Annotated in this window: 20 protein-coding genes; 3 read left to right on the top strand and 17 right to left on the bottom strand. The window is 74.1% G+C overall.

Features of this window, described 5'->3' with window-relative positions:
* Positions 1–113: 113 nt before the first annotated feature.
* On the top strand, positions 114–2,003 hold the full coding sequence (locus AB7J25_RS23080; RefSeq protein ID WP_428512038.1) for a type I restriction-modification enzyme R subunit C-terminal domain-containing protein: 1,890 nt from the start codon (positions 114–116) through the stop codon (positions 2,001–2,003).
* 1 nt (position 2,004) lies between these two features.
* Here the strand turns inward: AB7J25_RS23080 and AB7J25_RS23075 are convergent, their stop codons facing one another.
* From AB7J25_RS23075 to nrdR, 5 genes are all read right to left on the bottom strand, one after another.
* Positions 2,005–3,048: an MBL fold metallo-hydrolase gene (locus tag AB7J25_RS23075; RefSeq protein ID WP_428512036.1), complete on the bottom strand. Its 1,044-nt coding sequence runs from the start codon at positions 3,046–3,048 to the stop codon at positions 2,005–2,007.
* Positions 3,045–3,737, bottom strand: coding sequence for a transglutaminase domain-containing protein (locus AB7J25_RS23070; RefSeq protein ID WP_428512034.1), 693 nt, complete (start codon positions 3,735–3,737; stop codon positions 3,045–3,047). Before AB7J25_RS23070 ends, AB7J25_RS23075 begins: the two co-directional genes overlap by 4 nt.
* Positions 3,738–3,825: 88 nt before the next feature.
* The gene (locus AB7J25_RS23065; protein ID WP_428512032.1) at positions 3,826–4,773 is read right to left on the bottom strand and encodes an EthD domain-containing protein; all 948 of its coding nucleotides are present in this window, start codon (positions 4,771–4,773) and stop codon (positions 3,826–3,828) included.
* A 140-nt stretch (positions 4,774–4,913) separates the two neighbouring features.
* The gene (locus AB7J25_RS23060) at positions 4,914–7,760 is read right to left on the bottom strand and encodes a vitamin B12-dependent ribonucleotide reductase (RefSeq protein ID WP_428512030.1); all 2,847 of its coding nucleotides are present in this window, start codon (positions 7,758–7,760) and stop codon (positions 4,914–4,916) included.
* A gap of 219 nt (positions 7,761–7,979) precedes the next feature.
* On the bottom strand, positions 7,980–8,501 hold the full coding sequence (nrdR, locus tag AB7J25_RS23055; protein WP_428512028.1) for a transcriptional regulator NrdR: 522 nt from the start codon (positions 8,499–8,501) through the stop codon (positions 7,980–7,982).
* A 1,195-nt stretch (positions 8,502–9,696) separates the two neighbouring features.
* Between nrdR and lexA the strand changes: the two genes are divergently transcribed.
* Positions 9,697–10,455 (top strand): transcriptional repressor LexA, encoded by a 759-nt coding sequence (gene lexA, locus AB7J25_RS23050; protein ID WP_428512026.1) that lies wholly within the window; start codon positions 9,697–9,699, stop codon positions 10,453–10,455.
* A gap of 568 nt (positions 10,456–11,023) precedes the next feature.
* Here lexA and AB7J25_RS23045 read toward each other — a convergent pair.
* The 7 genes from AB7J25_RS23045 to AB7J25_RS23015 form a co-directional block, all read right to left on the bottom strand.
* Entirely contained in the window at positions 11,024–11,929 is a 906-nt protein-coding gene (locus AB7J25_RS23045; RefSeq protein WP_428512024.1) for a universal stress protein, read from the bottom strand.
* Positions 11,930–12,052: 123 nt separating this feature from the next.
* Entirely contained in the window at positions 12,053–13,039 is a 987-nt protein-coding gene (locus AB7J25_RS23040) for a hypothetical protein (protein ID WP_428512022.1), read from the bottom strand.
* The gene (gene hflX / locus AB7J25_RS23035) at positions 13,036–14,520 is read right to left on the bottom strand and encodes a GTPase HflX (protein ID WP_428512020.1); all 1,485 of its coding nucleotides are present in this window, start codon (positions 14,518–14,520) and stop codon (positions 13,036–13,038) included. Before hflX ends, AB7J25_RS23040 begins: the two co-directional genes overlap by 4 nt.
* Positions 14,521–14,602: 82 nt before the next feature.
* Entirely contained in the window at positions 14,603–15,454 is an 852-nt protein-coding gene (gene dapF / locus AB7J25_RS23030; protein ID WP_428512018.1) for a diaminopimelate epimerase, read from the bottom strand.
* The gene (gene miaA, locus AB7J25_RS23025) at positions 15,451–16,365 is read right to left on the bottom strand and encodes a tRNA (adenosine(37)-N6)-dimethylallyltransferase MiaA (protein WP_428512040.1); all 915 of its coding nucleotides are present in this window, start codon (positions 16,363–16,365) and stop codon (positions 15,451–15,453) included. The genes dapF and miaA overlap by 4 nt, the downstream gene beginning before the upstream one ends.
* Complete coding sequence (locus AB7J25_RS23020; RefSeq protein WP_428512016.1) at positions 16,365–17,096, bottom strand: hypothetical protein; 732 nt, start codon at positions 17,094–17,096, stop codon at positions 16,365–16,367. The genes miaA and AB7J25_RS23020 overlap by 1 nt, the downstream gene beginning before the upstream one ends.
* A 227-nt stretch (positions 17,097–17,323) precedes the next feature.
* Positions 17,324–17,899, bottom strand: coding sequence for a hypothetical protein (locus AB7J25_RS23015; RefSeq protein ID WP_428512014.1), 576 nt, complete (start codon positions 17,897–17,899; stop codon positions 17,324–17,326).
* 199 nt (positions 17,900–18,098) lie between these two features.
* Here AB7J25_RS23015 and AB7J25_RS23010 point away from each other — a divergent pair, with 199 nt between their 5' ends.
* Positions 18,099–19,400, top strand: coding sequence for a DUF349 domain-containing protein (locus AB7J25_RS23010; RefSeq protein ID WP_428512012.1), 1,302 nt, complete (start codon positions 18,099–18,101; stop codon positions 19,398–19,400).
* Positions 19,401–19,478: 78 nt separating this feature from the next.
* Here AB7J25_RS23010 and AB7J25_RS23005 read toward each other — a convergent pair whose 3' ends face one another.
* From AB7J25_RS23005 to AB7J25_RS22985, 5 genes are all read right to left on the bottom strand, one after another.
* On the bottom strand, positions 19,479–20,924 hold the full coding sequence (locus tag AB7J25_RS23005) for a GH1 family beta-glucosidase (RefSeq protein ID WP_428512010.1): 1,446 nt from the start codon (positions 20,922–20,924) through the stop codon (positions 19,479–19,481).
* 28 nt (positions 20,925–20,952) lie between these two features.
* Entirely contained in the window at positions 20,953–21,834 is an 882-nt protein-coding gene (locus AB7J25_RS23000) for a carbohydrate ABC transporter permease (RefSeq protein ID WP_428512008.1), read from the bottom strand.
* A complete protein-coding gene (locus AB7J25_RS22995; RefSeq protein ID WP_428512006.1) occupies positions 21,831–22,811 on the bottom strand; it encodes a carbohydrate ABC transporter permease in 981 nt (326 codons plus the stop codon). The genes AB7J25_RS23000 and AB7J25_RS22995 overlap by 4 nt, the downstream gene beginning before the upstream one ends.
* A gap of 3 nt (positions 22,812–22,814) precedes the next feature.
* Positions 22,815–24,128 carry an ABC transporter substrate-binding protein gene (locus AB7J25_RS22990; protein WP_428512004.1) on the bottom strand — a complete coding sequence of 438 codons (1,314 nt, stop codon included), beginning with the start codon at positions 24,126–24,128 and terminating at the stop codon, positions 22,815–22,817.
* 152 nt (positions 24,129–24,280) lie between these two features.
* A partial coding sequence (locus AB7J25_RS22985) for a LacI family DNA-binding transcriptional regulator (RefSeq protein ID WP_428512002.1) occupies positions 24,281–24,813 on the bottom strand: 533 nt, incomplete at its 5' end.

Below are 24,813 nucleotides of genomic sequence, written 5' to 3'. Positions count from 1 at the left end.
CAAACGCACACAGATCGGCGACAAACTCGTGAAACGAGCACACCACCAAGAGACCCGACACCCCGACCCGCCGAAGATCGAACTGGGACTCCCCGCTGCCTAAGTCAGCGGCATTGGGATCGACCCGGCCCGCCGACCACGCGCCCGGCCCGACCACGTGGTTCACCCAGCTCAGCGTCCAGCGCGGCTCTGATCAGCTGGAGTGCCGCTTCGCCGGTCGCGGCCGCATCGAGGGCGGCCTCCAACGCGCGGACGTAGTACGCGACGACCGCGTCGAGCCATTGCTCACCGGTGGCCGTCTCGACCCAGGCCACTCGACGTCCGGACGCACGGCCTTCTTCGACCTCGTCGTCATCGACGAAGCGCACGGCTCGGTCTACCAGCGCTACGGCGCGATCTTCGAGTGGTTCGACGCGATGCTGGTCGGCCTCACCGCCACCCCGAAGGACGAGGTCGACCACAACACCTACCGCCTGTTCCACCTGGAGGACGGTGTCCCCACCGACGCGTACAGCCTCGACGAGGCCGTCCGCGACGGCTGGCTCGTGCCACCGCGCGGCGTCGCCGTCGAGACGTTGTTCCTCCGGCACGGCATCCGCTACGCCGACCTGACCGAGGCCGAGCGCGACGAGTGGGATGCCCTCGACTGGGGCGAGGACGACCCGCCCGACGAGGTCGGAGCCGAGGAGATCAACCGGTTCCTGTTCAACGAGGACACCGTCGACAAGGTGCTCGCCACCGTGATGGACAAGGGCTACAAGGTCGCCAGCGGGGACCGCCTGGGCAAGACGATCGTCTTCGCGAAGAACCAGGCGCACGCCGAGTTCGTCCAGCGCCGGTTCGACGTCGGATGGCCCCACCTGGGAGGTGAGTTCGCCCAGGTCATCACGCACGGCACGCGGTACGCCCAGAACCTCATCGACGCGTTCTCCACCACCGACAAGCCGCCGCACATCGCGATCTCGGTGGACATGCTCGACACCGGCATCGACGTGCCTGAGGTCGTCAAGCTGGTGTTCTTCAAGATGGTGCGGTCGAGGAGCAAGTTCTGGCAGATGATCGGCCGCGGCACCCGGCTGCGCCCCGACCTGTTCGGCCCGGGCGCCGACGACGCCACCGACGTACTCACCCACCTGGCGGGCCTGCCCTCGGCCGTCCAGGACGACGACGAGGACCCCAAGCGGTTCGACCTGCTCGTGCTGCGCCGCCAGCTCGCCCAGCTGACCGGCGATGCGGCCGCCGCCGAACGGCTCCGCGAGCAGGTCCAGGCCATCGCCGCCGCGCTGCTCGGGAAGCTCACGATCCCGTCGGTCGCGCAGCAGCAGGAGCTTCTCGACGAGGTGGCGGGCGACCTGTGGTCGATCGACGTGACCCTGCCGCTGCTCGAACACGTCCGCCTGCGGATCCGCGGCCTCGTGCGCTTCGTGGAACGGACCCGGCGCAACCCCGTCTACACCGACTTCGCCGACGAGCTCGGCCAGCCCACCGAGGTCCTCCTGCCCGGCGTGACACCCGGCACGAACCTCGAACGGTTCCGGGCCAAGGCCTCGGCCTACCTCCGCCGGCACGAGGATCACGTCGCCCTGCAGCGCCTGCGCCGCAACAAGCAGCTCACACCCGACGACGTCGCCGCGCTGGAGCAGATGTTGCTCGCCAGCGGGGCTGGCGAACAGGCCGACATCGACGCGGCCGCGAGACAGGCGAAGGGTCTCGGCCTGTTCATCCGTTCGCTGGTCGGGCTCGACCGCCAGGCCGCCGTCGACGCCTTCGGGCACTACCTCGACGGCAGCCGGTTCACCGTCGACCAGATCCGCTTCGTGAACCTGATCGTGGACGAACTCACCCAGAACGGCGTGATGGAGCCGGGCAGGCTGTTCGAGTCCCCGTACACCGACCACGCACCCACCGGCCCAGATCGCGTCTTCCCGCGGGCCGACGTCGAGGTGATCGTCGACATCCTGCACCAGGTCAGGGACCGGGCACTGCCCGTCGACGTCGCGTAGATCAGACCGCGTAGCGCGCCGTCCCGCCCTCGTCCGTGACCGTCAGCGCACCCCGCTGGACCAGCACGTCCAGGTGCGCCGCGGTCTCCAGCACCGCCAGCATCGCGTTCATCCGGTCGAGCTCGTCCAGGCGGCGCTCCCGGCGCGTCCACGGCAGGACCTGGGCCACCTCCAGGGCCGTCCCCCGGCCCTCGCGGACGGCCGCCAGCGTGGCGTCCAGCCGCACGCCGTGGTGCTCCAGCAGCGCGTCCACCCGCTCGTGCACCCGCATCCCGACGGCGCCGTGCGCCGGCAGCAGCGCCGCGTCCGGACGCGTGGTGAGCAGCTCCAGCGAGGTGAGGAAGTCCGCGAGCGGGCTCGGCGGTGGCACTGCCTCGAAGCCGATCGACGGGGTGATCGACGGCAGCACGTGGTCGCCCGCGAAGAGCAACCCGCCCGGCTCGTCCGCGAACACCAGGTGCCCCCGGGTATGGCCCGGGGTGTGGATCGCCCGCAGCGACCGCCCGGTGAGCGCGACGTCCGCGCCGTCGTCGATCCACCGGTCGGGCGGCTCCCAGTCGGCGAGCTCCTCCGCGGAGATCCGCCACCGGGCGATCGCGTCCGCCAGCTCCTGCGCGCCCGCCCGCCGCAGCCGGGGCACGTGCGCCGACTCGCGGTGCGCGTCCCTGATGCCGGCCAGGGCCTGCTCCTCGCCACGACCCAGCGCGATCGGGGTGCCGAACTCGCGGCGCAGCGCCACCGCCTGCGTGTAGTGGTCGCGGTGGGCGTGGGTGACGAGGAAGCCGCGCACGTCGCCCAGCCCCGCACCCAGCGCGGCCAGGGCGTCCACCAGCAGGTCGCGGGCGTCGGCGAGCGCCCAGCCGGCGTCGACGAGGGTGACGGCGTTCCCGCCGTCCTCGATCGCATAGACGTTCACGGCCTTGAGCGCGTCCCCCGGCAGCGGCAGCGGGATCCGGTAGACCCCGGGCGCGCACCGGTAGACCCCGGGCGTGGTCCAGTCCAGGTCGGGGCCGTCGTCCTGGACCGCGGTGACCCGGGCGGTCACGCCGATCCCGCCGGGCGCGTGAACGCGTCGGTCCCATCGGGGTCGCGGAGGCTGCCGAAGAACCCCTCGCCGTAGTAGGCGCCGAACGCGTCGACGATCTCCTGCAGCGGGAGGTCGGCGAACACACCCCGGTCCCGCACGTACTCCATGTACGTGCCGCCGTCCGGCGTGTACTCGTGCAGCAGCGCGTCCTTCCGTCCGTCGAACGCGATCGGCGCGACCCCGAAGCGGGTGCACAGCTCCGCGTTGAACGCCGGCGTCGCCTTCACCCAGCGGCCGTCGAGGTGGAGGTCGGTGTAGCCGTGGTAGAGGAACAGGTCCGCGCCGCGCATCCGCTCCTTCAGCCGCGGCGTCTGGAAATGGTTGCGGACGTCGGCGAAGCCCAGTCGCGCCGGGATCCCCTCGGCGCGCGCGGCCGCGGCCAGCAGCACCGCCTTGGGCACGCACCAGGTCGCCCCGGCGCCCACGATCGCGCTCGCCCGGTAGTCCGCCGGATCGTTGCTGGCCGAGAAGGGGTCGTACCAGTACCCGTCGCGGACCGCGGTGAACAGCCGCGCCGCCTTCTCCACCGGACCGCTCGCCGAACCGGACGCGTCCCGGGCGAACGCCCGCACGCGTTCGTCGTCGGAATCGACGTAGAAACCGGGTTCGAGATACTCCGAGTACTCCGACGGCACGCGCGACGTCACCGGCTGCGCTCCCTTCGCTGGGGGACGCCCCGACACTACGTCGGGTGGACGCATCCGGCCGGTCGGCGCCGGTGTGATGCGTGCGGGCTCAGCCGCGCACGAGGTCGGCCGGTGGCAGGAACTCGCGGGACACGTCGTCGAACGTCTGGCTCCGCGCGCCGAGGCGGCGGATGAGGTCCGCGACCGCGACCCCGCGCACCCCGGCCAGGGTGATCCGCCCGTCGTGCTTCGTGGTGATGCACCGCTGCACCCGGGCCGGGTGGACGGCCGCGCACCGCTGCGCCAGCACGCGGGCCGCCGCGGCGTGCGCGGGCGAACCGGTGAACCGTGCGAACGCGGCCTCGTCGCCGACGACGACCTCGACCATCGCCTGGTACTGACGCTCCGGCGGCTTCGTCATCTCGACGCCAGGGTGGTCCAGGGTGATGTCGAGCTCCTCGAACAGGTGGCGGCGGAGCTTCACGATCTCGGGCGCCGCGGCGAGCGTGGGCACGAGCGTGCCGTCCACCCACTCCCGGAAGCCGGCGACGGACGACCCGGGGCGCATCCGCAGGAACACGAGATGGCGCACGTGGCCGTCGGTGCCGTCGGGCGCCGGGTCGATCGCGTCGCGCACCGTCTCGCTGTTCGGCCCGAGCGCCGCGTAGCCGATCTCCTGGGACAGGAAGTTGATCCCGTCCTCCATCTGCACCCGGGAGGCTCCGACGAACGCCTGCAGGTCCGCCATCGTCGCGAACGTCGCCTCGGGCACGCCGTGGAAGGTGTCCTGCTCGTCGGGACGCATCGACACGCCGTCGACCGCAGGCCACAGGGAGTCCTCGAGCGCGACCTTGTGCAGCCAGACCGAGCGCAACCCGGGGAACCGCGGGGGCAGCGTGACGTGCGCGTTGAGCCAGTAGTCGTAGAAGTCCGCCGGGGTCATCCCGTCCTTGGCCTTCAGCGGGATGACCAGCGTCATCGCGTCGTGCCGGGGCAAGGCGGGGGCCGCGGTGGAGGGTGTGGAGGGGGCGGCCGGGACCGACGTGTCTGCCGTCATGGCTGGTCTCCTTCGACTGCGACGGCCTGGTGGGGCGCAGCCGAGGGTCCGGCACCTTCCGGAGGAGGTTCAACGAGCAGTCCCGGTCAGCGGGACCGGCGGCCCGCCGGGGCGTGTCCCCGGCGGGCCGTCGCGGCGGCTCAGCTGCAGCCGCTGGTGGAGCCGCATCCCTCGCACAGATAGCAGGAGCCCGCCGGGCGCATCTTCGTCCCGCAGGTCATGCACAGCGGCGCGTCGGCGGCCTTGCCCAGGTGCAGCTCCAGCAGCTCGGTGGAACTGCCGACCTCGGGCGGTGCCGGGGTCGCGCCCGGGGGCGGGCCCGCCGGGGCGGGCTCGACCTCGACGCCGGCCCGCAGGCCCTCGATGTCGACGCTGCCCATGTCCACGGTGCCGTCGCCGTACCCGCTCGCGACCTGGGCCGCCCGCTCGTCCGCGGAGAAGATGCCCAGCTGGGCGCGCTTCTCGTAGGGCAGGTAGTCCAGCGCCAGGCGCCGGAACAGGTAGTCCATGACGCTCGTGGCGATCCGGACGTCCGGGTCGTCGGTCATGCCCGCGGGTTCGAAGCGCAGGTTGGAGAACTTCGAGACGTAGAACTCCAGCGGGATGCCGTACTGCAGACCCACCGAGATCGACATCGAGAAGGCGTCCATCACGCCCGAGAGCGTCGAGCCCTGCTTGCCGAGCTTGACGAAGATCTCGCCGAGCCCGTCGTCCGGGTACGACCCGGCCGTGAGGTAGCCCTCGGCACCGCCCACGGTGAACGAGACCGTCTGGCTCGGGCGCTTCTTCGGCAGGCGGCGCCGGATGGGGCGCTGCTCCACCGGTGCCTGCACCTCGGCCGTCTTCGCCTCGCCCTTGCCCGCCGACAGCGGCTGGCCGACCTTGCAGTTGTCGCGGTAGATCGCGAGCGCCTTGAGGCCGAGCCGCCAGCCTTCGAGGTAGATCTGCTCGACGTCAGCAACGGTGGCGGCCTCCGGCATGTTCACCGTCTTGGAGATCGCGCCGGACAGGAACGGCTGCACCGCGGCCATCATCCGCACGTGCCCCATGGGGGCGATCGAGCGCTCCCCCATCGCGCAGTCGAACACCTCGTAGTGTTCGGTGCGCATCCCCGGGGCACCCACGACGTGACCGTGCTCGCCGACGTACTCGACGATCGCCTCGACCTGCTCGGTGGGGTAGCCCAGGCGTTGCAGCGCCGTCGGCACCGTCTGGTTGACGATCTGCATCGACCCGCCGCCGACGAGCTTCTTGAACTTGACCAGCGCCAGGTCCGGCTCGATGCCGGTGGTGTCGCAGTCCATCATCAGCCCGATCGTCCCGGTGGGGGCGAGGACCGAGGCCTGCGCGTTGCGCCAGCCGTTGCGCTCGCCGACGGCGAGCGACTCCTTCCAGACCTTCGTGGCGAGCTTGTGGACGGGTGCGCTCGCCGGGAAGGTGCGCACGTCGTCGTTCGCGGCGGCGTGCTTGCGCATCACGCGCTGGTGGGACTCGGCGTTGCGGGCGTAGCCGTCGTAGGGGCCGACGACGGCGGCCAGCTCCGCCGACCGCTGGTACGCCGCACCCGTCATGAGCGAGGTGATCGCCGCCGCCAGTGATCGGCCGCCCTCGGAGTCGTAGGCGTGGCCGGTGGCCATGAGCAGCGCGCCCAGGTTCGCGTAGCCGATGCCGAGCTGGCGGAACGCGCGGGTGGTCTCCGCGATCGGCTCGGTCGGGAAGTCCGCGAAGCAGATGGAGATGTCCATCGCCGTGATGATCAGCTCGACGGCCTTCGCGAAGCGCGGCGCGTCGAACGTGCCGTCCTGGCCGAGGAACTTGAGCAGGTTGAGCGAGGCGAGGTTGCAGCTGGAGTTGTCCAGGTGCATGTACTCCGAGCAGGGGTTGGACGCCGTGATCCGGCCCGACTCGGGGCAGGTGTGCCAGTCGTTGATCGTGCCGTCGTACTGGATGCCCGGGTCGGCGCACTCCCAGGCGGCCTGCGCGATCGTGCGGAAGAGCTTCTTCGCGTCGACGCGGTCGATGACGTCGCCCGTCATCCGTGCGCGCAGCCCGAACTCCCCGCCCGACTCGACCGCCCGCATGAACTCGTCGGTGACCCGGACGGAGTTGTTCGCGTTCTGGTACTGCACCGAGGTGATGTCGGCACCGCCGAGGTCCATGTCGAACCCGGCGTCGCGCAGCACCCGGACCTTGGCCTCCTCCTTGGCCTTGGTGAGCACGAACTCCTCGACGTCCGGGTGGTCGACGTCGAGCACCACCATCTTCGCGGCCCGCCGGGTGGCCCCGCCGGACTTGATGGTGCCCGCGCTCGCGTCCGCGCCGCGCATGAACGACACCGGGCCCGACGCCGTGCCGCCCGAGGACAGCAGTTCCTTCGACGAGCGGATCCGCGACAGGTTGAGCCCCGCCCCGGAGCCGCCCTTGAAGATCAGCCCCTCCTCGCGGTACCAGTTGAGGATCGACTCCATCGTGTCGTCGACGGCGAGGATGAAGCACGCCGAGACCTGCTGCGGGCTCGCGGTGCCGACGTTGAACCACACCGGCGAGTTGAAGCTGAACACCTGGTGCAGCAGCATCCAGGTGAGCTCGTGGGCGAAGATCTCCGCGTCCTGCTCGGTGGCGAAGTAGCCCTGCTCCACGCCCGTCGCGTGGTAGACCCCCACCACACGGTCGATGAGCTGGCGGATGCTGGACTCGCGCTGCGGCGAGCCGACGGCGCCGCGGAAGTACTTGCTCGTGACGATGTTCGTGGCGTTGACCGACCAGAACTCGGGGAACTCGACGCCGCGCTGCTCGAAGTTGACCGTGCCGTCGCGCCAGTTCGTCATGACGACGTCGCGGCGCTCCCACCGCACCTCGTCGTAGGGGTGCACCCCCGCGGTCGTGTACAGGCGCTCGACGGTGAGGCCGGCCGCGCGCTTGCGCTTCGAGGCGCCGGACGATGGCCCGGACTTCGCGCTGCGGTCGTTCCCGACGGTCTCGGTCATGCTCTCCCTCTCCCCCGCGTGGGCGCCCTGGGGTGACGCCGCACACCTCGGAACGTGCTGGTGCTACCGGTCCGGGCATTGCTCGTGTGCTGGGTGCCGCGCCCCGGACCGGTCCGGACGTGCGCTCCCGGGCCGTGCGGGCGGGCCGCCGTGCCGGGTCTGTCGGTCGTGCCGGCGCGACGTCGCGCCCGGATTCCGCCGGTCGCTCGCCGGCCCCGGTCAGCCCGGGGGGCCGCCGCCGGTGCTCCCGGACGGCGCCCCGTCCGTCCCTGCGCCCGCCCGCGCGGCGCCCGTGACCTGGGCGGCCCGCAGACCGGAGATCTCCTTCTCGAAGTCCTCCACGCAGGAGAACGAGCGGTAGACGCTGGCGAAGCGCAGGTACGCCACTTCGTCCAGCTCCCGCAGCGGCCCGAGGATCGCGAGGCCCACCTCGTGGCTCGGGATCTCGGCCGTGCCCCCGGCACGGACCGACTCCTCCACCCGGTGGGCGAGCTTCTGCAGGGCGTCCTCGTCGACCGGGCGGCCCTGGCAGGCGCGCCGCACCCCCCGGACGACCTTCTCCCGGCTGAACGGCTCGGTGACACCGCTGCGCTTGACCACCGCGAGGACGGCCTCCTCGACGGTGGTGAACCGGCGGCCGCACTCCGCGCAGGATCGACGGCGGCGGATCGCCTGGCCGTCCTCGACCTCGCGGGAGTCGATCACCCGGCAGTCCGAGTGGCGGCAGAACGGGCAGCGCATCGAACTCCTCACCCCCGTCACGTACTCGGACCCAGTTCGTTCCCCGTCGCGCCGAGGAACGAACTACATGGATGTAACCACAACATCTAGGGGTTTGGGAAGCCAGATGCCCCTACCAGTTGAGTCCATCATGCCCGTGAGTGACCTGTCGACCCGTACCCTGACCGTTCGGCGACGGGGCCTGCACGTTCACCGGCACCTCCGCCGCGGGGGCACCCCCGGACCGCGCGGCCCCGGCGACGTCCGACAGAAGCCCGAGCCCGACGACGACGAGCGCGGTGAGGATCGCGACCACCACGGCCCGGACGACCGCGAGGGCGCCACCGTCCGGCCGTCGGACAGGCGGCCTGACGTCCGACCCGGGACCGCCCCCGGCCCGGCGGGCAGGCCGCCTGACCTCCGACCGGGGACCACGCCCGGCCCGGCACATCGGCTGGCCGACGTCCGACCCGGCGTGGGACCCCGCCCGACGGGCCGCGTGCCCGGCATCCGCGATGTCCACATGCCCCGATCCCGCCCCGCGCTGGGCCCGGCGCGCGTCCGCGGCACACCCGGCGCCGGCGCTGTTCGCCGCCCCGACCGTGTCGTCGCCCCTGCCGTCAACCCTGCCGTCAACCCTGCCGTCAACCGTGCGAACGACCGTGCCGTCGACCGTGCCGTCGACCGTGAGATCGCCGCCCGCACCCGGCCGCCCGCTCACGCCCCTGCCCGCGAGCGCGACCTGGGCTCCCCGCGCCGGACCGGACGACCCTGCCGCGGGCACGACCGCCGGCCGGACCGGTCGGGGCCCGGGGCCCGCCCCGCGCCGGCCCGCCTTCCGCTCCCCCGGCCGCTCCCAGCGCCCGTCGTCATGCCTGCCGAACTGCCCGCCGATCCGCTCGCGCATCTCCCTGCCGCCTCCCATCGCCCCGGCAGACCCGGCACAGGCCCGGCACAGGGCGCCCCAGCGCCTGAACATGCGTTCGAACGAACGCATGTTTGATGTCTACCACCGGGCACCGACAGAATCGGGATCCGACGGCGTGTCGTTCGAACAAGTGTTTGGCATGATCGCGGATCCGGGCTACGGTCGTCGCGCAACGGTGGTCGTGGGCGGCCTCGGCACGTCCGTCGCCCGCCGTGACCTCGCCGGGCACCCGGGCAGCCGGGCCCGCCCGGTACACGGCCCGCACGCACACGCAGGAGGCACGAGGAGATGGCACGGGACGGGTCCGACGAGGGCCCCGCGACGCAGCGGAAGCCCCGGGAGGCCGGGCAGGTGAGCACCTTCCCCGATCCCCCCGCCGAGCCGACGGGGCTCACCCCGCGCCAGCGCAAGGTGCTGGAGGTCATTCGCGACTGGGTGGAGCGCTTCGGCTATCCCCCGAGCGTGCGGGAGATCGGCGACGCCGTGGGGCTCACGTCCACGTCGTCGGTGCACCACCAGCTGCGCACGCTGGAGCGCAAGGGCTACCTGCGCCGCGATCCGAACCGCACCCGCGCGGTCGACGTCCGCAGCCCCGAGGAGGCGCCCGGGGCCGAGCAGGAGGGCCCCGCGGGGACAGGCCCCGCCACCACCGGAGACGTCCCGGAGCGTCCGGCCCCGGCGTTCGTCCCGCTGCTGGGCGACATCGCCGCCGGTGGCCCGATCCTCGCCGAGCAGGCCGTGGAAGCGGTGTTCCCGCTGCCCCGCGAGGTGGTCGGCGAGGGCACGCTGTTCCTGCTCAACGTCCGTGGGGACTCGATGATCGAGGCCGCGATCACCCACGGGGACTGGGTGGTCGTCCGCCAGCAGCCGGTGGCGGAGAACGGCGAGATCGTCGCGGCGATGATCGACGGCGAGGCCACCGTGAAGACCTTCAAGCGCCGGGACGGTCACGTGTGGCTGATGCCGGCCAACCCGGCCTACGACCCGATCCCCGGCGACGACGCGGTGCTGCTCGGGCGGGTGGTCGCCGTGCTGCGCCGCCTCTGATCCGCCGACACGCGTTCGCACATGTGCTCGACGCCCCGCACACACCCCGTGGTGCTCGCACACACCGTCGGCGGGTTGTGCGAACACCGCTCGACGTGTGCGACCCGGCCGCAGTGCCGGGTGGGCGCGACCGGGGCCGGGTGGGCGCGACGGTGCCGGTGCCGCGCATACGATCGCGACGGGTGCCCGGGCGGGCGGGACCGGGGCCGGGTGGGTGCAACCGCGGCGTGTGCGCGACCCGTGCCGGTGCCTGGCGCCCGGTCCGCGGGCGGGGCGCGCTCGCACATGTGCTCGGAGCCCCGCACACATCCCGGGCTGCTCGCACACACCGCCTGCGGGCTGTGCGAACACAGCGGTATCTGTGCGAGCACCGCCGCATGTGTGCGAGCGGGCCGGTGCGTGCGAGCGGGCCGGGTGGCGTGAGAGCAGGCCGGGTGTGTGCGGCCGGGCCGGGCCAGGTGCGTGCGACCGCGCCGGGCCTCATGCGGCGGTGAGGTCCGGCCTCAGCCAGCGGGGCGGCCTCAGCCAGCGGGGCGGCGCGGCCCCGCACACCTGGTCCGGCCCCGCCTCACCCGCCGGCCTGCGCCGGCGTCCCCTGCTCCGGCGGCCCGGGCACGATCACCACGGGGTAGCGGGCCGTACGCACCAGCGCCCCGGCCACCCCGCCGAGCAGCAGCCGCCGCATCCCCCGGTAGCCGCGCGAGCCGAGGACGAGCACGTCGGTGCGTTCGGGCAGGTCAGCGAGGGTGGCCGCGACGGGCCCGACCAGTACGTCCACGAAGGCGTCGATCTCCACCGGAGTCGACACCAGCCCCTTCTGGGCGAGCGCCGTCGCGGCGGGCACGCCGTCGGCGTCCTCGGCGACGGTGACGAACCGCAGCGCCGCGCCGGTGCGCCCGGCGAGATGCACCGCCACGGCGGCCGCCCGGTCGGCCTCGTCGGTGCCGTCGTACGCCACGGTGACCACGGTCATGGCGCGGGTCGCGGTGTGGCGGTAGCCGCGCGGGGCGACCGCCACCGGGCACGGGGCGATCGGGATGAGCCGGGCCACGGTGCCGCCCGCCGCGAGCCGGCCGAGGAGCCCGTGGCCTGTCGATCCGACGACGAGCACGGCTGCGCCGTCGGCGTCGGCCTGCTCGGCGAGCAGCTCGTGCACGGGGCCGGGGCCGACGACGACGAACTCGGGCTCGGCGGCGCCGGCGCCCGCGGCGAGGGCGGCCGAGCCGGGGTCGGGCTCGGCGTCGAGCTCGGCGCGGAACAGCGCCTCGCGCGCCCGGGCGAACCGGCCTGCGGCCACGCGCGCCGTCTTCTCCCGCCACCGCGGATCGCGCGCGGCCGCCGCGAGGCCACGAGCATCCGCTGGGTGGACCGTGACGACCCGGGAGGTCAGGCCGGTGAGCCGGGCCAGCTGGGCCCCGAGCACCAACGCGTCGTGACCGCCGGGTGTGTCGACGTATCCGGTGACGATCGGCACCGGATCACGCTAGCCCGCGATCTCCGCCGAGGGGCAGCACCGGACGCGAGCGGTTACATGTCCGTCACAGTCCGTCGGACCGGCGCGAACCATGACGGCAACCATGACGACAACCATGACGACTCAGCGGCGGCGCAGTGCCAGACCCGCCGTGACGATCGCGAGGACGCCGGTGACTGCGGCTGCGCCGAGCGTCGCGGGCAGCCACCCGGGCACCTGATCGGCAGCGGGCGTGCTCGCGTCGAGGCCGGAGGCATCCGCGACGAGCGCCGCCGCCCCGGGGACGGCCCGCAACTCGCCGGGGACGCCGTCACGGCGCTCCGAGCCCGAGAGCAGCGTGCCGTCGGGCAGGAACGCGATCGCCTCGCCCTGCGGCTCTCCCGGCAGCGGCACGCGGACGGCGGGCGGGCTCAGCAGCGCCGCGACGATGTCGCCGTCGCGCACCGGGTGCAGCCACGCGTCGGTGTAGCTGCGGACCGCCACCACCGACCGGTCCGCACTCGACGCCGCCCCCGTGACCAGCCGTGATCCGAGCCCGCCGAGCGGCCCGCCCGCGGTGTCCGACACCGGCAGCCGGTACTCGCCGGCCTTGACCAGGGGCGTCGGCCCGTCTCCCTCGGGCGGGGCAGCGGTCCGGTAGATCCCGGCGAATCGCCCCGCCTCCTTGGTGAGGATGACGGGCGAGCCGCCGCCGTCGACCAGCAGGGCCTCGGCGTCGTGCGGTCCGTCGGGGTAGGCGAGCCGGTGCAGTCGCGGCTCCCCGCGGGCCGGCAGGACGATCACGGCGACCGAGTCGCGGCGACGGCGGTTGTCGCCGATGTCGGCGACCCAGAGCGCGCCGTCCGGGCCGACGGCGAGGTCCTCGGCGTCGCGGGGATCGATCGCGGCGCTGCGCGTCTCGAGGATCGCGCACGTGCGCGGATCGAGGCGGTGCACCTCGGTGCGCCGGCCGCTGTCGGCGACCGCCCAGATCCCGTCCGCGTCTGCGGAGAGTCCCGAGAGCTCGATGAGCCTGCGGTCCGACACCGTGCACAACGTCTCCGGCGCCGGTGCCGCGGCCAGGGGGACGAGGGCCGCGACGAGCGCGGCGAGCGCCCCGGCAGGGATCACCGCGACCCGTTCGACCCCGGGTCACCGTCGAGGGCCGGTGCGGCGGATCCCGCGAGCAGGTACGGCCGGACCACGGTCGCCAGCTCGGCGCCGACCCGGGCGTGCAGCCGCGTGCCCTCGGCCGTGTGCTCCTCGGCGAGGACGACGCCCTCGGCGTGCATCCGGGCCGCCAGCGAGCCGGCCGTGTACGGCAGCAGCACCTCGACGTCCACGTGCGGGCGGGGCAGGAGCTCCGCGATCCGGCGCCGCAGCAACTCGATGCCGTCCCCCCGGTGCGCCGAGACGAACACGGCGTCCGGCAGCAGGTGGCGCAGCCGGGCGAGCTGGAGATCGCCCGCCGTGTCGCACTTGTTCACGACGAGCAGCTCGCGCGGCATCCGCCCGTCCGCATGCTCGCCGATCTCGACGAGGACCTCGCGCACGGCCTTGATCTGGTCCTCGGGCAGCGCCTCGGAGCCGTCGACGACGTGCACCAGGAGGTCGGCGTCCGCGGTCTCCTCCAGCGTCGAGCGGAACGCCTCGACGAGCTGGTGGGGCAGGTGGCGGACGAAACCGACGGTGTCGGTGAGCGTGTAGACCCGCCCGTCCTCGGTGGTGGCCCTCCGCGTCGTCGGGTCCAGGGTCGCGAACAGCGCGTCCTCGACCAGCACGCCCGCGCCCGTCAGCGCGTTGAGCAGGCTGGACTTGCCGGCGTTGGTGTAGCCGACGATCGCGACGCTCGGCACGTCGTTGCGGCGGCGAGCGCCGCGCTGGGTCGCGCGGACCTGCTTCATGCCGGCGATCTCGCGGCGCAGCTTCGACATCCGTGTGCGGATGCGACGGCGGTCCAGCTCGATCTTGGTCTCACCGGGGCCGCGGCCACCGATGCCGACGCCGCCCGCGGCGCGGCCGCCGACCTGGCGCGACAGCGCCTCGCCCCAGCCGCGCAGGCGCGGGAGCAGATACTGCAGCTGGGCCAGCTCCACCTGCGCCTTGCCGTCGCGCGAGCGGGCGTGCTGGGCGAAGATGTCCAGGATCAGTGCGGTGCGGTCGATGACCTTGACCTTGAGCTTGTCCTCCAGCTGGCGCAGCTGGCCGGGCGAGAGCTCGCCGTCGCAGATCACCGTGTCCGCGCCTGCCGCGCGCACGGCGTCGCGCAGCTCGGCGACCTTGCCGGAGCCGACGAAGGTCGCCGGATCGGGCCGGTCCCGGCGCTGCACCAGGCCGTCCAGAACCTGGGAGCCCGCCGTCTCGGCGAGGCGGGCCAGCTCCTCGAGGGAGACGCGCGCCTGTTCGGAGGTGCCTTCGGTCCACACGCCGACGAGGACGACGCGCTCGAGTCGCAGCTGCCGGTACTCGACCTCGGTGACGTCGTCGAGCTCGGTGGACAGGCCCGCAATCCGGCGCAGGGAGGAGCGCTCTTCGAGTTCGAGATCGCCCCCCGTCGGCGCGGCGGGCATCAGGGTGGACGTCGGGTCGAAACGCTGGGGGGATTCGGTCATCGTGGTGCGCATACTCCCAGACCAACACCGCCCGTGTCGGATGGATTCCCGGCCACGCGCCGAACGGTCGGCCGCGCCGCCGTCACGGCCCCGCGGCCTCCCACCACCCGCGGTCCAGCTCGCCGTGCGCCACGAGCACCGCGGGACCGTGCAGCACGGTGGTCCCCCCGCCCACGGTGACCCGCAGCCGCCCGCCGGGCGAGCGCACCGCCACCTCGCCCTCGGCGCGCCCGGAAGCGCGCAGCACGGCCACGGCCGCAGCGACCGTCCCGGTGCCGCAGGCACGGGTCTCCCCCACGCCGCGCTCGTGGACGCGCATCGCGACCGCGGCCGGGGCGTCGGAGAGCGGGGAGACGAACTCGACGTTCACCCCGTGCGGGAACACCTCGACGTCGTGGCCGGGCGCGACGGCCAGGTCGAGCGCGTCGAGCTCGGCCGTGGTGACGCAGGCCAGGTGCGGGTTGCCGACGTCGACCGCGATCCCCTCGAACGCCCGCCCGCCGACGGTCGCGGTGGTCGCGGCGCCGACCCGGGCCGGCCCCATGTCGACCGACACCTCCCCGTCCGCGTCGCCACGGGCGAACCGGAAGCGGCGCACGCCCGCCCGGGTCCCGATCGCGGTCTCGCCCTGCGGCGACACCCAACCGCGGCGGGCCAGGTACCGCGCGAACACCCGCACCCCGTTGCCGCACATCTCCGCCACGCCGCCGTCCGCGTTGCGGTAGTCCATGAACCACTCGACGCCGGGCTCGGGCGCCACGTCACCGAGCGCCTCCCACCGCACCACCCGCAGGACGCCGTCCGCGCCCAGCCCGCGGCGGCGGTCGCAGAGCGCGACGACGCGCGCGTCGGTGAGATCGAGCTTGCCGTGGGGGTCCGGGAGCACGACGAAGTCGTTCTCGGTGCCGTGCCCCTTGGCGAACTCGATCGTCACGTGCCCGAGCGTACGGCCGCGAGCGCCCGCACCACGCCGGCCGGGTCACCCGGGTCGCCGTCCAGCCAGCGCACCCGGGGATCGCGGCGGAACCAGGAGCGCTGCCTGCGGACGAACCGGCGTGTCGCGGTCACGGTCTCCGTGGCCGCGGACCGCAGGTCGCCGTCGCCGTCCAGCGCCGCGAGGACCTGCTGGTAACCCAGCGCCCGCGACGCCGTACGCCCCTCGCGCAGACCCTGGCCGACGAGCCCGCGGGTCTCCGCCACCAGACCCGCGGCGAACATCCGCGCGACCCGCCGCGCCACGCGGGCGTCCAGCTCGTCGACGGGCCGGTCCACGCCCAGCAGCACCGCGTCGTAGCGGGGCGGGCCACCGGTGGGTAGTCGCGCCGGGAACGGCCGCCCCGTGAGCCGCACGACCTCCAGCGCGCGCACGATGCGCCGCCCGTTGGTCGGCAGCACCACCTCCGCGGCGGCCGGGTCGAGCGCCGCCAGCCGCGCGTGCAGCGCAGGCGCACCCACCGCGGCCAGCTCGGCCTCCAGCTCCGCCCGCAGCGCCGGGTCCGTCCCGGGGAAGTCCAGCTCGTCGAGGACCGCCTGCACGTACAGGCCCGAGCCACCGACCAGCACGGGGACGACGCCCGCCGCCCGCAGCCGCTCGACGACCGCCCGTGCCGCACGCTGGTAGGCCGCCACCGAGGCCGTCTCGGTGACGTCGAGGACGTCCACGAGATGGTGGGGGACGCGGGCCCGCTCGGCGGCCGCCGGCTTGGCGGTGCCCACGTCCATCCCGCGGTAGAGCGCCATCGCGTCCGCGTTGACGATCTCGCCGCCGAGCCGCTCGGCGAGCGCGAGCGCGAGCGCCGTCTTGCCCGTCGCCGTCGGGCCGACCACCGCCACCAGCCGGGGGATCACGGTCGTCGCGTCCAGTACGCGACGTGGTAGGCGACGCCGTACGGGGCCTGCGAGTACAGCAGCTCGCCGGACCACCGCGCGCCTGCCGCCGCGGCCGCGAGCACCTGCCACGGCGCGCGGCCCGCCGCGTGCAGCTGCATGCCGAGGACGGGGTCCAGCGCGGCGAGGGCGGCGGTGTCGGCGGCGGCGAGGGTGGCGGCGACAGCGGCGTCGAACGGGCCAGCCCGCTCATCGAGATGGCCGGGTGCCTTCTCGGTGTGCGTCGTCGCGCCGTCGCCCACGACGAGCAGGCCGACCGGCCCGGGCTCGGCGGCCAGCTCCTTCCCGAGCGCCGCCCCGAGCGCCACGCAGTCCTCCGGGGACGCGTCCGGGCCGACGAGCTCCCCGCGGATCGACACGGCCACCCCCGCCGCGCCGGCCACCCAGCCGGCGATCAGCAGGGGCAGCGGTAGCCACGGGTCGGGCGGATCGCTGCTGGGAGCGGCCGTGTCCAGGGCGACGACCACGTCCACGCCGTAGCCCGCGAACGTCCCCCTGACCCGGGGATCGACGCTGCGCCGCCCGCCCCCGTCCGCGCCGACCGCGACCCAGTGCCGCGCCGCCGCGCCCAACCGGGCCGCCACCGCGACGCACGCCGCCCGCAACGGCGCCGTCTCGGCCGCGGCGCCGGTCGCCAGCTCGGGCACCAGCAGCGGCGGCTGGGGCAGCACGGCGACGGACGTCAACACCCCGGCGAGGGTAAGGGGGCTGTGCCGCAACCGTGCACGCGGCGCAGTGCGGCTCGTCGTGCCGGACCTGCCGCTGGCGGCTGGAGGCGCGTCGCAGGAGTACCGATGTGCCCTCGGAGCTGTTTCAATCGGCCATTGGAACGAGAAGACACCGGCCCGGAGACGCCGGTGGCACGCACTGCACGGCTTCGCCGTCCGGGGTTGCCCGGCGGCGGAGCGCTCGCCGGTCACGGCGAGCTCGAACGAGGAGGACAGGTGTCGGAGCAGCACCCCACGGACGGACGGAACGAGGGCACCGAGGGGGTGGGCGCGGCCGACGCCGCGGTGAGCGACGCCGCCGACGCCGCTGCGCCGGGTGCCGCCCACGCGCCCACGGCGACCGTCGACGAGGCGCTCACCGCCCCGATCCCGGCGGCGCCCGCCGACGCTCCGATCCCTGCGGCGCCCGCCGACACCCCGATCCCGGCGGCGCCCGCCGCCGAAGTGTCGACAACTCCGATCCCGGCGGCGCCCGCCGACACCCCGATCCCGGCGGCGCCCGCCGACACCCCGATCCCGGCGGCGCCCGCCGCCGAAGCGCCGACAACTCCGATCCCGGTCGCCACCGCCGACGATGCACCGACCACGCCGGCCGCCACCTCCGACGATGCGCCGACGACGCCGGCCGCCACGTCCGACGACACGCCGACCACGCCGATCCCGACCACGCCGATCCCGACCACGCCGATCCCGACCACGCCGATCCCGACGGCGACCGTCGCCGACGGCCCGACCGACAGCCCGGCCGACAGCGCAGCGGCCACCGCCGGCGCCCCGGCCGAGACACCTCCGGCTCCCGGCCGCCCCGTCCCCGGCGAGCGGCCCGACCGGCCCGTCCCCCACGAGCCCCGCCGCCCCCGCCCGCCCGGTGGCGGTCCCGTCCCGCGCCCGCCGCGGTCCGGGCGACCCCGCCCGAACCACCCGCAGCAGGCCCCCGCCCGTCCGGCATCGCCCTCGACGCCGATGACACCGACGACACCGACGACACCGACGACACCGACCGTGCCGGTCACGCCGGCGGCCCCGCAGCCGTCGCCGGTCGCGGCGGCGAGCCCGGACCCGGGCCGCTGGGGTCGGGTGGACGCCGACGGCACGATCCACCTGCGCACGGCCGACGGCGAGCGCGTCGTCGGCTCGTGGCAGGCCGGCGCTCCCGAGGAAGGCCTGGCCCACTTCGCCCGCCGCTTCGACGACCTCCTCACCGAGGCCGAGCTGCTGGCCGCGCGCATCGAGACCGGTGGCGGCGACCCGAAGCAGGCGCTCACCGCGGCGCGCACGCTGAGGACGGGGCTGGACGACGCCGCCGTCGTCGGCGACCTGGCCGGGCTGATCGTCCGGGTGGACACGATCGTGGTGCGCGCGGAGGAGGCCGTCGCGCAGGCCCGGACCGCGCGGGACGCGCAGCGGGCGGAGGCGGTCGCCCGCAAGGAGGCCCTCGCCGTCGAGGCGGAGACGCTGGCCGCGGAGGCCACTCAGTGGAAGCAGGCCGGGGACCGGTTCAAGGCCATCCTCGAGGAGTGGCGGACGATCCGCGGGATCGACCGCAAGACCGACGAGCAGCTGTGGAAGCGGTTCTCGAAGTCGCGGGAGGCGTTCAACCGCCGCCGCGGCTCGCACTTCGCCGACCTGGACCGCCAGCGGGCGGCGGCGAAGGCCCGCAAGGAGGAGCTGGTCGACGAGGCCGAGAAGATCGCGGACTCTGACGACTGGGGCCCCACCGCGGCGCGGTTCCGCGAGCTGATGGCGGACTGGAAGGCGACGGGCCGCGCCCAGAAGGACGCCGACGACGCGCTCTGGCGGCGGTTCCGCGCCGCGCAGGACACGTTCTTCTCCCACCGCTCGCAGACGTTCGCCGAGCGGGACGCGGAGTTCGTCGCCAACGCGGAGGCGAAGCGCGCGCTGCTCGCAGAGGCCGAGAAGATCGACGCGTCCGACCCGAACGCCGCCCGCGCGGCCCTGCGCGACGTCCAGACCCGCTGGGAGGCGATCGGCAAGGTCCCCCGCGACGACATCCGGCCGCTGGAGGCGCGGCTGCGCGCCGTCGAGGAGAGGGTCCGCGAGGCGGCGGACCGCCAGTGGCGCCGCACGGACCCGGAGGCGGAGGCCCGGGTCGCCCAGTTCCGCGACCGCGTCGCCCAGTTCGAGGCGCAGGCCGAGAAGGCCCGCGCCGCCGGGGACGACCGTCGCGCGGCGGAGGCGCAGGCCCAGGCGCGGCAGTGGCGGGAGTGGCTGGCGACCGCGGAGCAGGCGTTGCAGCACCGCTGAGCCACCGAGTGTGCGCTCCGTCAGGCCGCCACCGGACAGACCGCACACTCGCCGACCGCGGGCCCGCGCCCGCCAACGTCAGGGCGTCACCGCCCCCGCCCGGATGACGTCGGCGTAGTAGAGCGCGCTGCTCTTCGGCGTGCGCCGTAGGGTCGCGTAGTCCACGTGCACGATCCCGAAGCGCTTGGCGTACCCCCACGCCCATTCGAAGTTGTCGAGCAGTGACCACACGTAGTACGCGCTCACCCGCGCCCCGGAGGCGACGGCGTCGTGCACGGCGGCGAGGTGGGCGCGCAGGTACGCGACGCGGTCCGGGTCGAGCACCCGCCCGTCCGGGGTGACCGTGTCGGGAAACGCGGCACCGTTCTCGGTGACCATCAGCTCCAGGTCCGGACGCTCCGCCGCGACGCGGCGCAGCAGCTCCGCGAGACCGCGCGGATCGATCCCCCAGCCCATGTCGGTGCGCGGCCCGGACCTGCGGGGGAACTCGACGTCGTCGCAGCACAGCCACGGGGTGGCGGCGCCGTCGCCGTGCCCGTCGGCGGTCTCGCGGGGCCGCTCGCGCGTCCAGTGCCTGACCGGGGTGGGGCTGTAGTAGTTGACGCCGAGCACGTCGAGCGGGCCGCGGACCAGCTCGGTGTCCCCGGGCCGGATGAACGCCCAGTCCGTGACGGCGGCGGTGTCGGCGAGGACGTCGGCCGGATAGCGCCCGTGCAGGGTCGGGTCGAGGAAGAGCCGGTTCTGCAACCCGTCCACGCGACGGGCGGCGTCGGCGTCGAGGACGGAGTCGGTCTCGGGTCGCACCCAGGCGAGGTTGAGGGTGAGCGCGATCCGCGCGGACGGTGCCGCCCGGCGCACGGCGGCGGCGCCGAGCCCGTGGGCGAGGTTGAGGTGGTGGACGGCCGCGAGCGCCCCGGCGGGCTCGGTGCGGCCCGGCGCGTGGACACCGCTCGCGTAGCCGAGGAACGCGCTGCACCACGGCTCGTTCAGGGTGGTGAACAGCCCCACCCGGTCGCCGAGCGCGCCCGCGACCACCCCGGCGTACTCGGCGAACCGCTCGGCGGTGGCCCGGTTCGCCCAGCCACCCGCGTCCTCCAGGGCCTGCGGGAGGTCCCAGTGGTAGAGCGTGACGGCCGGCGTGATGCCCGCGGCGAGCAGGGCGTCCACCAGCTCGGAGTAGAACGCGAGCCCCTCGGCGGACACCGGACCCAACCGCGAGGCGCTCACGCCGGGAGTGATCCGCGGCCAGGAGACCGAGAAGCGGTAGGACCTCAACCCGAGCTCCGCCATCAGCGCGACGTCCTCGCGGAAGCGGTGGTAGTGGTCGTCGGCGACGTCGCCGGTGTCGCCGCCCGCGACGCGGCCGGGCGTGTGGGCGAAGACGTCCCAGATCGACGGGGTGCGCCCACCCGCGGCGACGGCCCCCTCGATCTGGTAGGCGGCGGTCGCGGCGCCGAAGACGAAGCCGGGCGGGAACCGCAGCGGGGCTCCGGTGCCGGCGGGGCGCGGCGAGACGGTGGTCATACGGTCCTCCGGGGACGGGGCGCGGGGGTCATCCCTTGACCGCGCCGGCGATGATGCCGCCCACGATCTGGCGGCCGAGCAGCAGGAACACGACGAGCACCGGCAGGGTGCCGACGAGCGTGCCGGCCATGATCACCGCGGTGTCGGGGACGTAGCCGCTGCCGAGGTTGTTCAGGGCGACCTGCACGGTCGGGTTCGTGGAGTCGAGGGTGACGACGGGCCAGAAGAAGTCGTTCCAGGCCGTCATGAACGTGAGCATCCCGAGCACCGCCGCACCAGGGCGGGCGATCGGCAGGACGATGCTGCGGAAGATCCGCAGCGGCGACGCCCCGTCGACCTTGGCCGCCTCGACGATCTCGTCGGGCAGCGCGCCGGCGATGTACTGGCGCATGAAGTACACGCCGAACGCCGTGACCAGCGACGGCAGCACCACCGAGGACAGCGTCCCGGCCAGGCCCAGGTCCGCCATGAGCGAGTACAGCGGCACGACGGACAGGCTCGGCGGGATCATCATCGTGCCGATGGTCAGGCGGAACAGCGTCTCGCGGCCGCGGAACCGCATCTTCGCGAACGTGTAGCCGGCGAGCGTGCAGAACAGCACCGTCGCGACGGTGATCGCGCCGGAGACGATCACGGAGTTGACCAGCGCGAGGCCGATGTTCTGGGAGGTGACCGCGATCTGGATGTTCGTCCAGAGGTCGTCGCCGGGCAGCAGCGGCGGCGGCCAGGCCGTCATCTCCGCCATCGGACGGCTCGCCGCGACGAGCATGTAGTAGAAGGGCGCGGCGAACAGCAGCGCGACGGCCACGAGCGACCCGTAGGCGAGCGGGCCCGCGGCGTCCGCGGGGCGGCGCATGTCCCGGGGCTCGCGGGAGCGGCGGCGCGGACGGGACGGCAGCACGGCGCTCACCGGGCCCGCCCCCCGCGACGGGCCCGGGTGATCCGGTTGACCACCAGGACCATGCCCACGACCAGCACGAACATCACCCAGGCGACGGTCGCGGCGCGGCCGAGCTGCCCGTACTGCCAGCCCTGCTGGTACATGTACAGCCCGAGCGTCTGGTACTGGCCGACGGCGCCGCCGTTGGCCTGGCCGCCGCCGAAGAGCAGCGGCTCGCCGAAGAGCTGGCTCGCCCCGATCGTCGAGACGACGACGGTGAAGAGGATCGTCGGGCGCAGCCCCGGCAGCGTCACGTGGCGGAACTGCTGCCAGCGATTGGCGCCGTCGACGGCCGCGGCGTCGTAGAGGTCCTTCGGGATGGACTGCATGGCGGCGAGGTAGATCAACGCGTTGTAGCCGGTCCACCGCCAGATGACGATCACCGAGATGGCGGTCTGCGCGGTCCAGTTCCCGTTGCGCCAGTCGACCGGGTCGATCCCGACCAGCCCGAGCAGGCCGTTCACCAGGCCGGCGTCGCGGCCGAAGATGAGGGCGAACACCAGTGTCGCGGCGGCGACGGACGTGGCGTAGGGCAGCAGCATCGCCACGCGCAGCGTCGTGCGCAAGCGCATGCGGTGGTTGAGCAGGTGGGCGAGCCAGAGGGCCAGGACGAGCTGCGGCACGGTCGACAGGGCCCCGATCGTGACGGTCTTCCACAGCGCGTTCCAGAACCCGGGGTCGGAGACCAGCCAGACGTAGTTGTCGAGACCGGTCCACTGCATCCGCCCGCCGAGGCGGTAGCGGTGCAGGCTGATCCACGCCGTGTAGATCATCGGGAACAGCCCGAAGGCGGCGAAGAGCAGGAAGAACGGGGCGACGAACGCGTACGGGGCGGAGCGGTCCTCGAAGCGGTGCCACCGGCTGCGCCACGCCGGGCGCGGTCGGCGCACGGCCGCCGGGGGCGCGGCGCGCACCCCGGTGGCCGGACGGTCGAGCTGGATCGTCACGGGTCAGCCGACCTGGTTGTCGACGCGGGTGGTGGCGGCGGCCCAGGCGTCCGCCGGGCTGGTCCCGGTGGTCTCGACGGCGAGCAGCGCCTGCACCATCGCGTTCTTCACGACGCCGTCGTTCGGGCCGAGGATCTGCACCGGCGCGTTCTCGGCGGAGGCGGAGAAGATCTTCCCGATCGGGGCGCCGGAGAAGTACGGGTCGGTGGCGCCCGCGACGCTGGCGATGGCGGCCGTGCGGGACGGGAAGTTGCCGACGGCCTCGAAGATCCTGGCCTGCTGCTCGGGGGCGGTGAGCCAGGCGATCAGCTCGGCGGCCTCGGCCTTGTGCTCGCTCACCGCGGGGATGGCGAGGTAGGAGCCACCCCAGTTGCCGCCCTTGCCACCGGGCAGCGGCGCGACGTTCCACTGGGCGGAGCCCGCGTCGCCCGCCTTGCCCTTGATGTAGCCGATCATCCAGCTGGGGCAGGCGATGGTGGCAAAGGTGCCGGACCCGAAGCCCTGGTCCCACCCGGGGTCGACGAACTGCTCGAGCTTCGCGGTCAGCCCGCCCTGCGCGGCCTTCGCCGCAGTGTCGAAGGCGGAGCGGACGGCCGGGTTCGTCGCGTAGACGAAGCTGCCGTCCGGGCCGTAGTAGATCTCACGCTCGGTGGAGATGATCGCGTTGTAGAGCCCGCCCGCGGAGTCGTGCCAGGCCGAGCCCTGCGGCGCGGCGGCCGTGTACTTCTCACCGAGGGTGAGGAACTCCTCCCAGGTGGGCATGGCGGCGGCGACGGCGGCCGGGTCGGTGGGCAGGCCGGCCTGCGCGAACAGGTCCGAGCGGTAGCAGATCCCCATGGGGCCGACGTCGGTGCCGAGGCCGAGGACCGCGCCGTCGGGCGTGGTGGCGGCGGCCTGCTTCCAGTCGAGGTAGCCGTCGAGCGCGGCGGCGGCGGGGGTGTCGCGCAGGTCGGTCCAGAGATCGGCCTGGTTGGCGACGACGTCGGAGATCCGGGCGACCTCGATGCCCTGGACGTCCGCGACGCCGCTGCCGGAGGCGAGGCGCGTCTGGAGCGCAGGCCAGTACTTGTCCTCGCCCTGCGTGGACTCGTAGCGGATCGTGATGTCCGGGTGCTGGGCCTCGTACTCGCGGAACAGGCCCACCTCGTCGTAGCCGAAGGTGCCGAAGAGAGCCACGGAGATCTCCGTGACCTGGCCGGTGCCGGAGTCGGCTGCCGGGCCGCCGCACCCGGTCGCGACGAGCGCGGTGCAGGCGACGGCGGCGAGCGCGGCAGGCGCACGGCGGGTGAGCGTCGACCATGGTCGGGTGGGGGTCATGGGGGCCTCCTGGCGGGCCGGTCCGTCGTCGACCGGCGGATCGGGGCGCTCCCTGTTCTGAGAGCGCTCTCACGACCTGATGAGGATGGCGCGAGACCGATCCTGCTGTCAAGAGAGCGCTCTCAGAGCACTGGCGGCGGGCGCGGACCGGGCTACGCGCTCTCGCGCACGACCAGCGTCGTCGGCAGCACCACCGGCGCGCCCGCATCGGCGCCGTCGGCAAGGGCGAGCAGCCGCTCCGCGAGCATCCGACCCGTCTGCAGCGTCGGCTGGCTCACCGTCGTCAGCGGCGGGGAACTCGCCGCGGCCATCGGGATGTCGTCGAACCCCACCACGGCGACGTCACCCGGCACGGACCGGCCCGCGTCGGCCAGTCCCTGAAGCGCGCCGATCGCCATCAGGTCGCTCGCGACGAAGAGCCCGTCCAGGTCCGGGGCGGCGGCGAGCAGCTCCGTGACGGCCCGGCGGCCCCCGGCCATCGAGAAGTCGCCGTGCGCGACGCCCGCCGGTGCGAGCCCCTGCGCCTCCAGCTCGACGACGAACCCGGTGAGCCGGTCCACGCCCGGCGTCATGTCCAGCGGTCCCGTCACCGTGGCGATCCGCCGCCGCCCGCGCTCGGCCAGCAGCCGCACCGCCATCCGCGCCCCGCCGACGTTGTCCGCGCTCACGTACGGCATCGGCGGCC

It is taken from the genome of Pseudonocardia sp. (assembly GCF_050246655.1).
Taxonomy (GTDB): Bacteria; Actinomycetota; Actinomycetes; order Mycobacteriales; family Pseudonocardiaceae; genus Pseudonocardia.
This window is presented reverse-complemented; position numbering and strand designations above follow the sequence as displayed.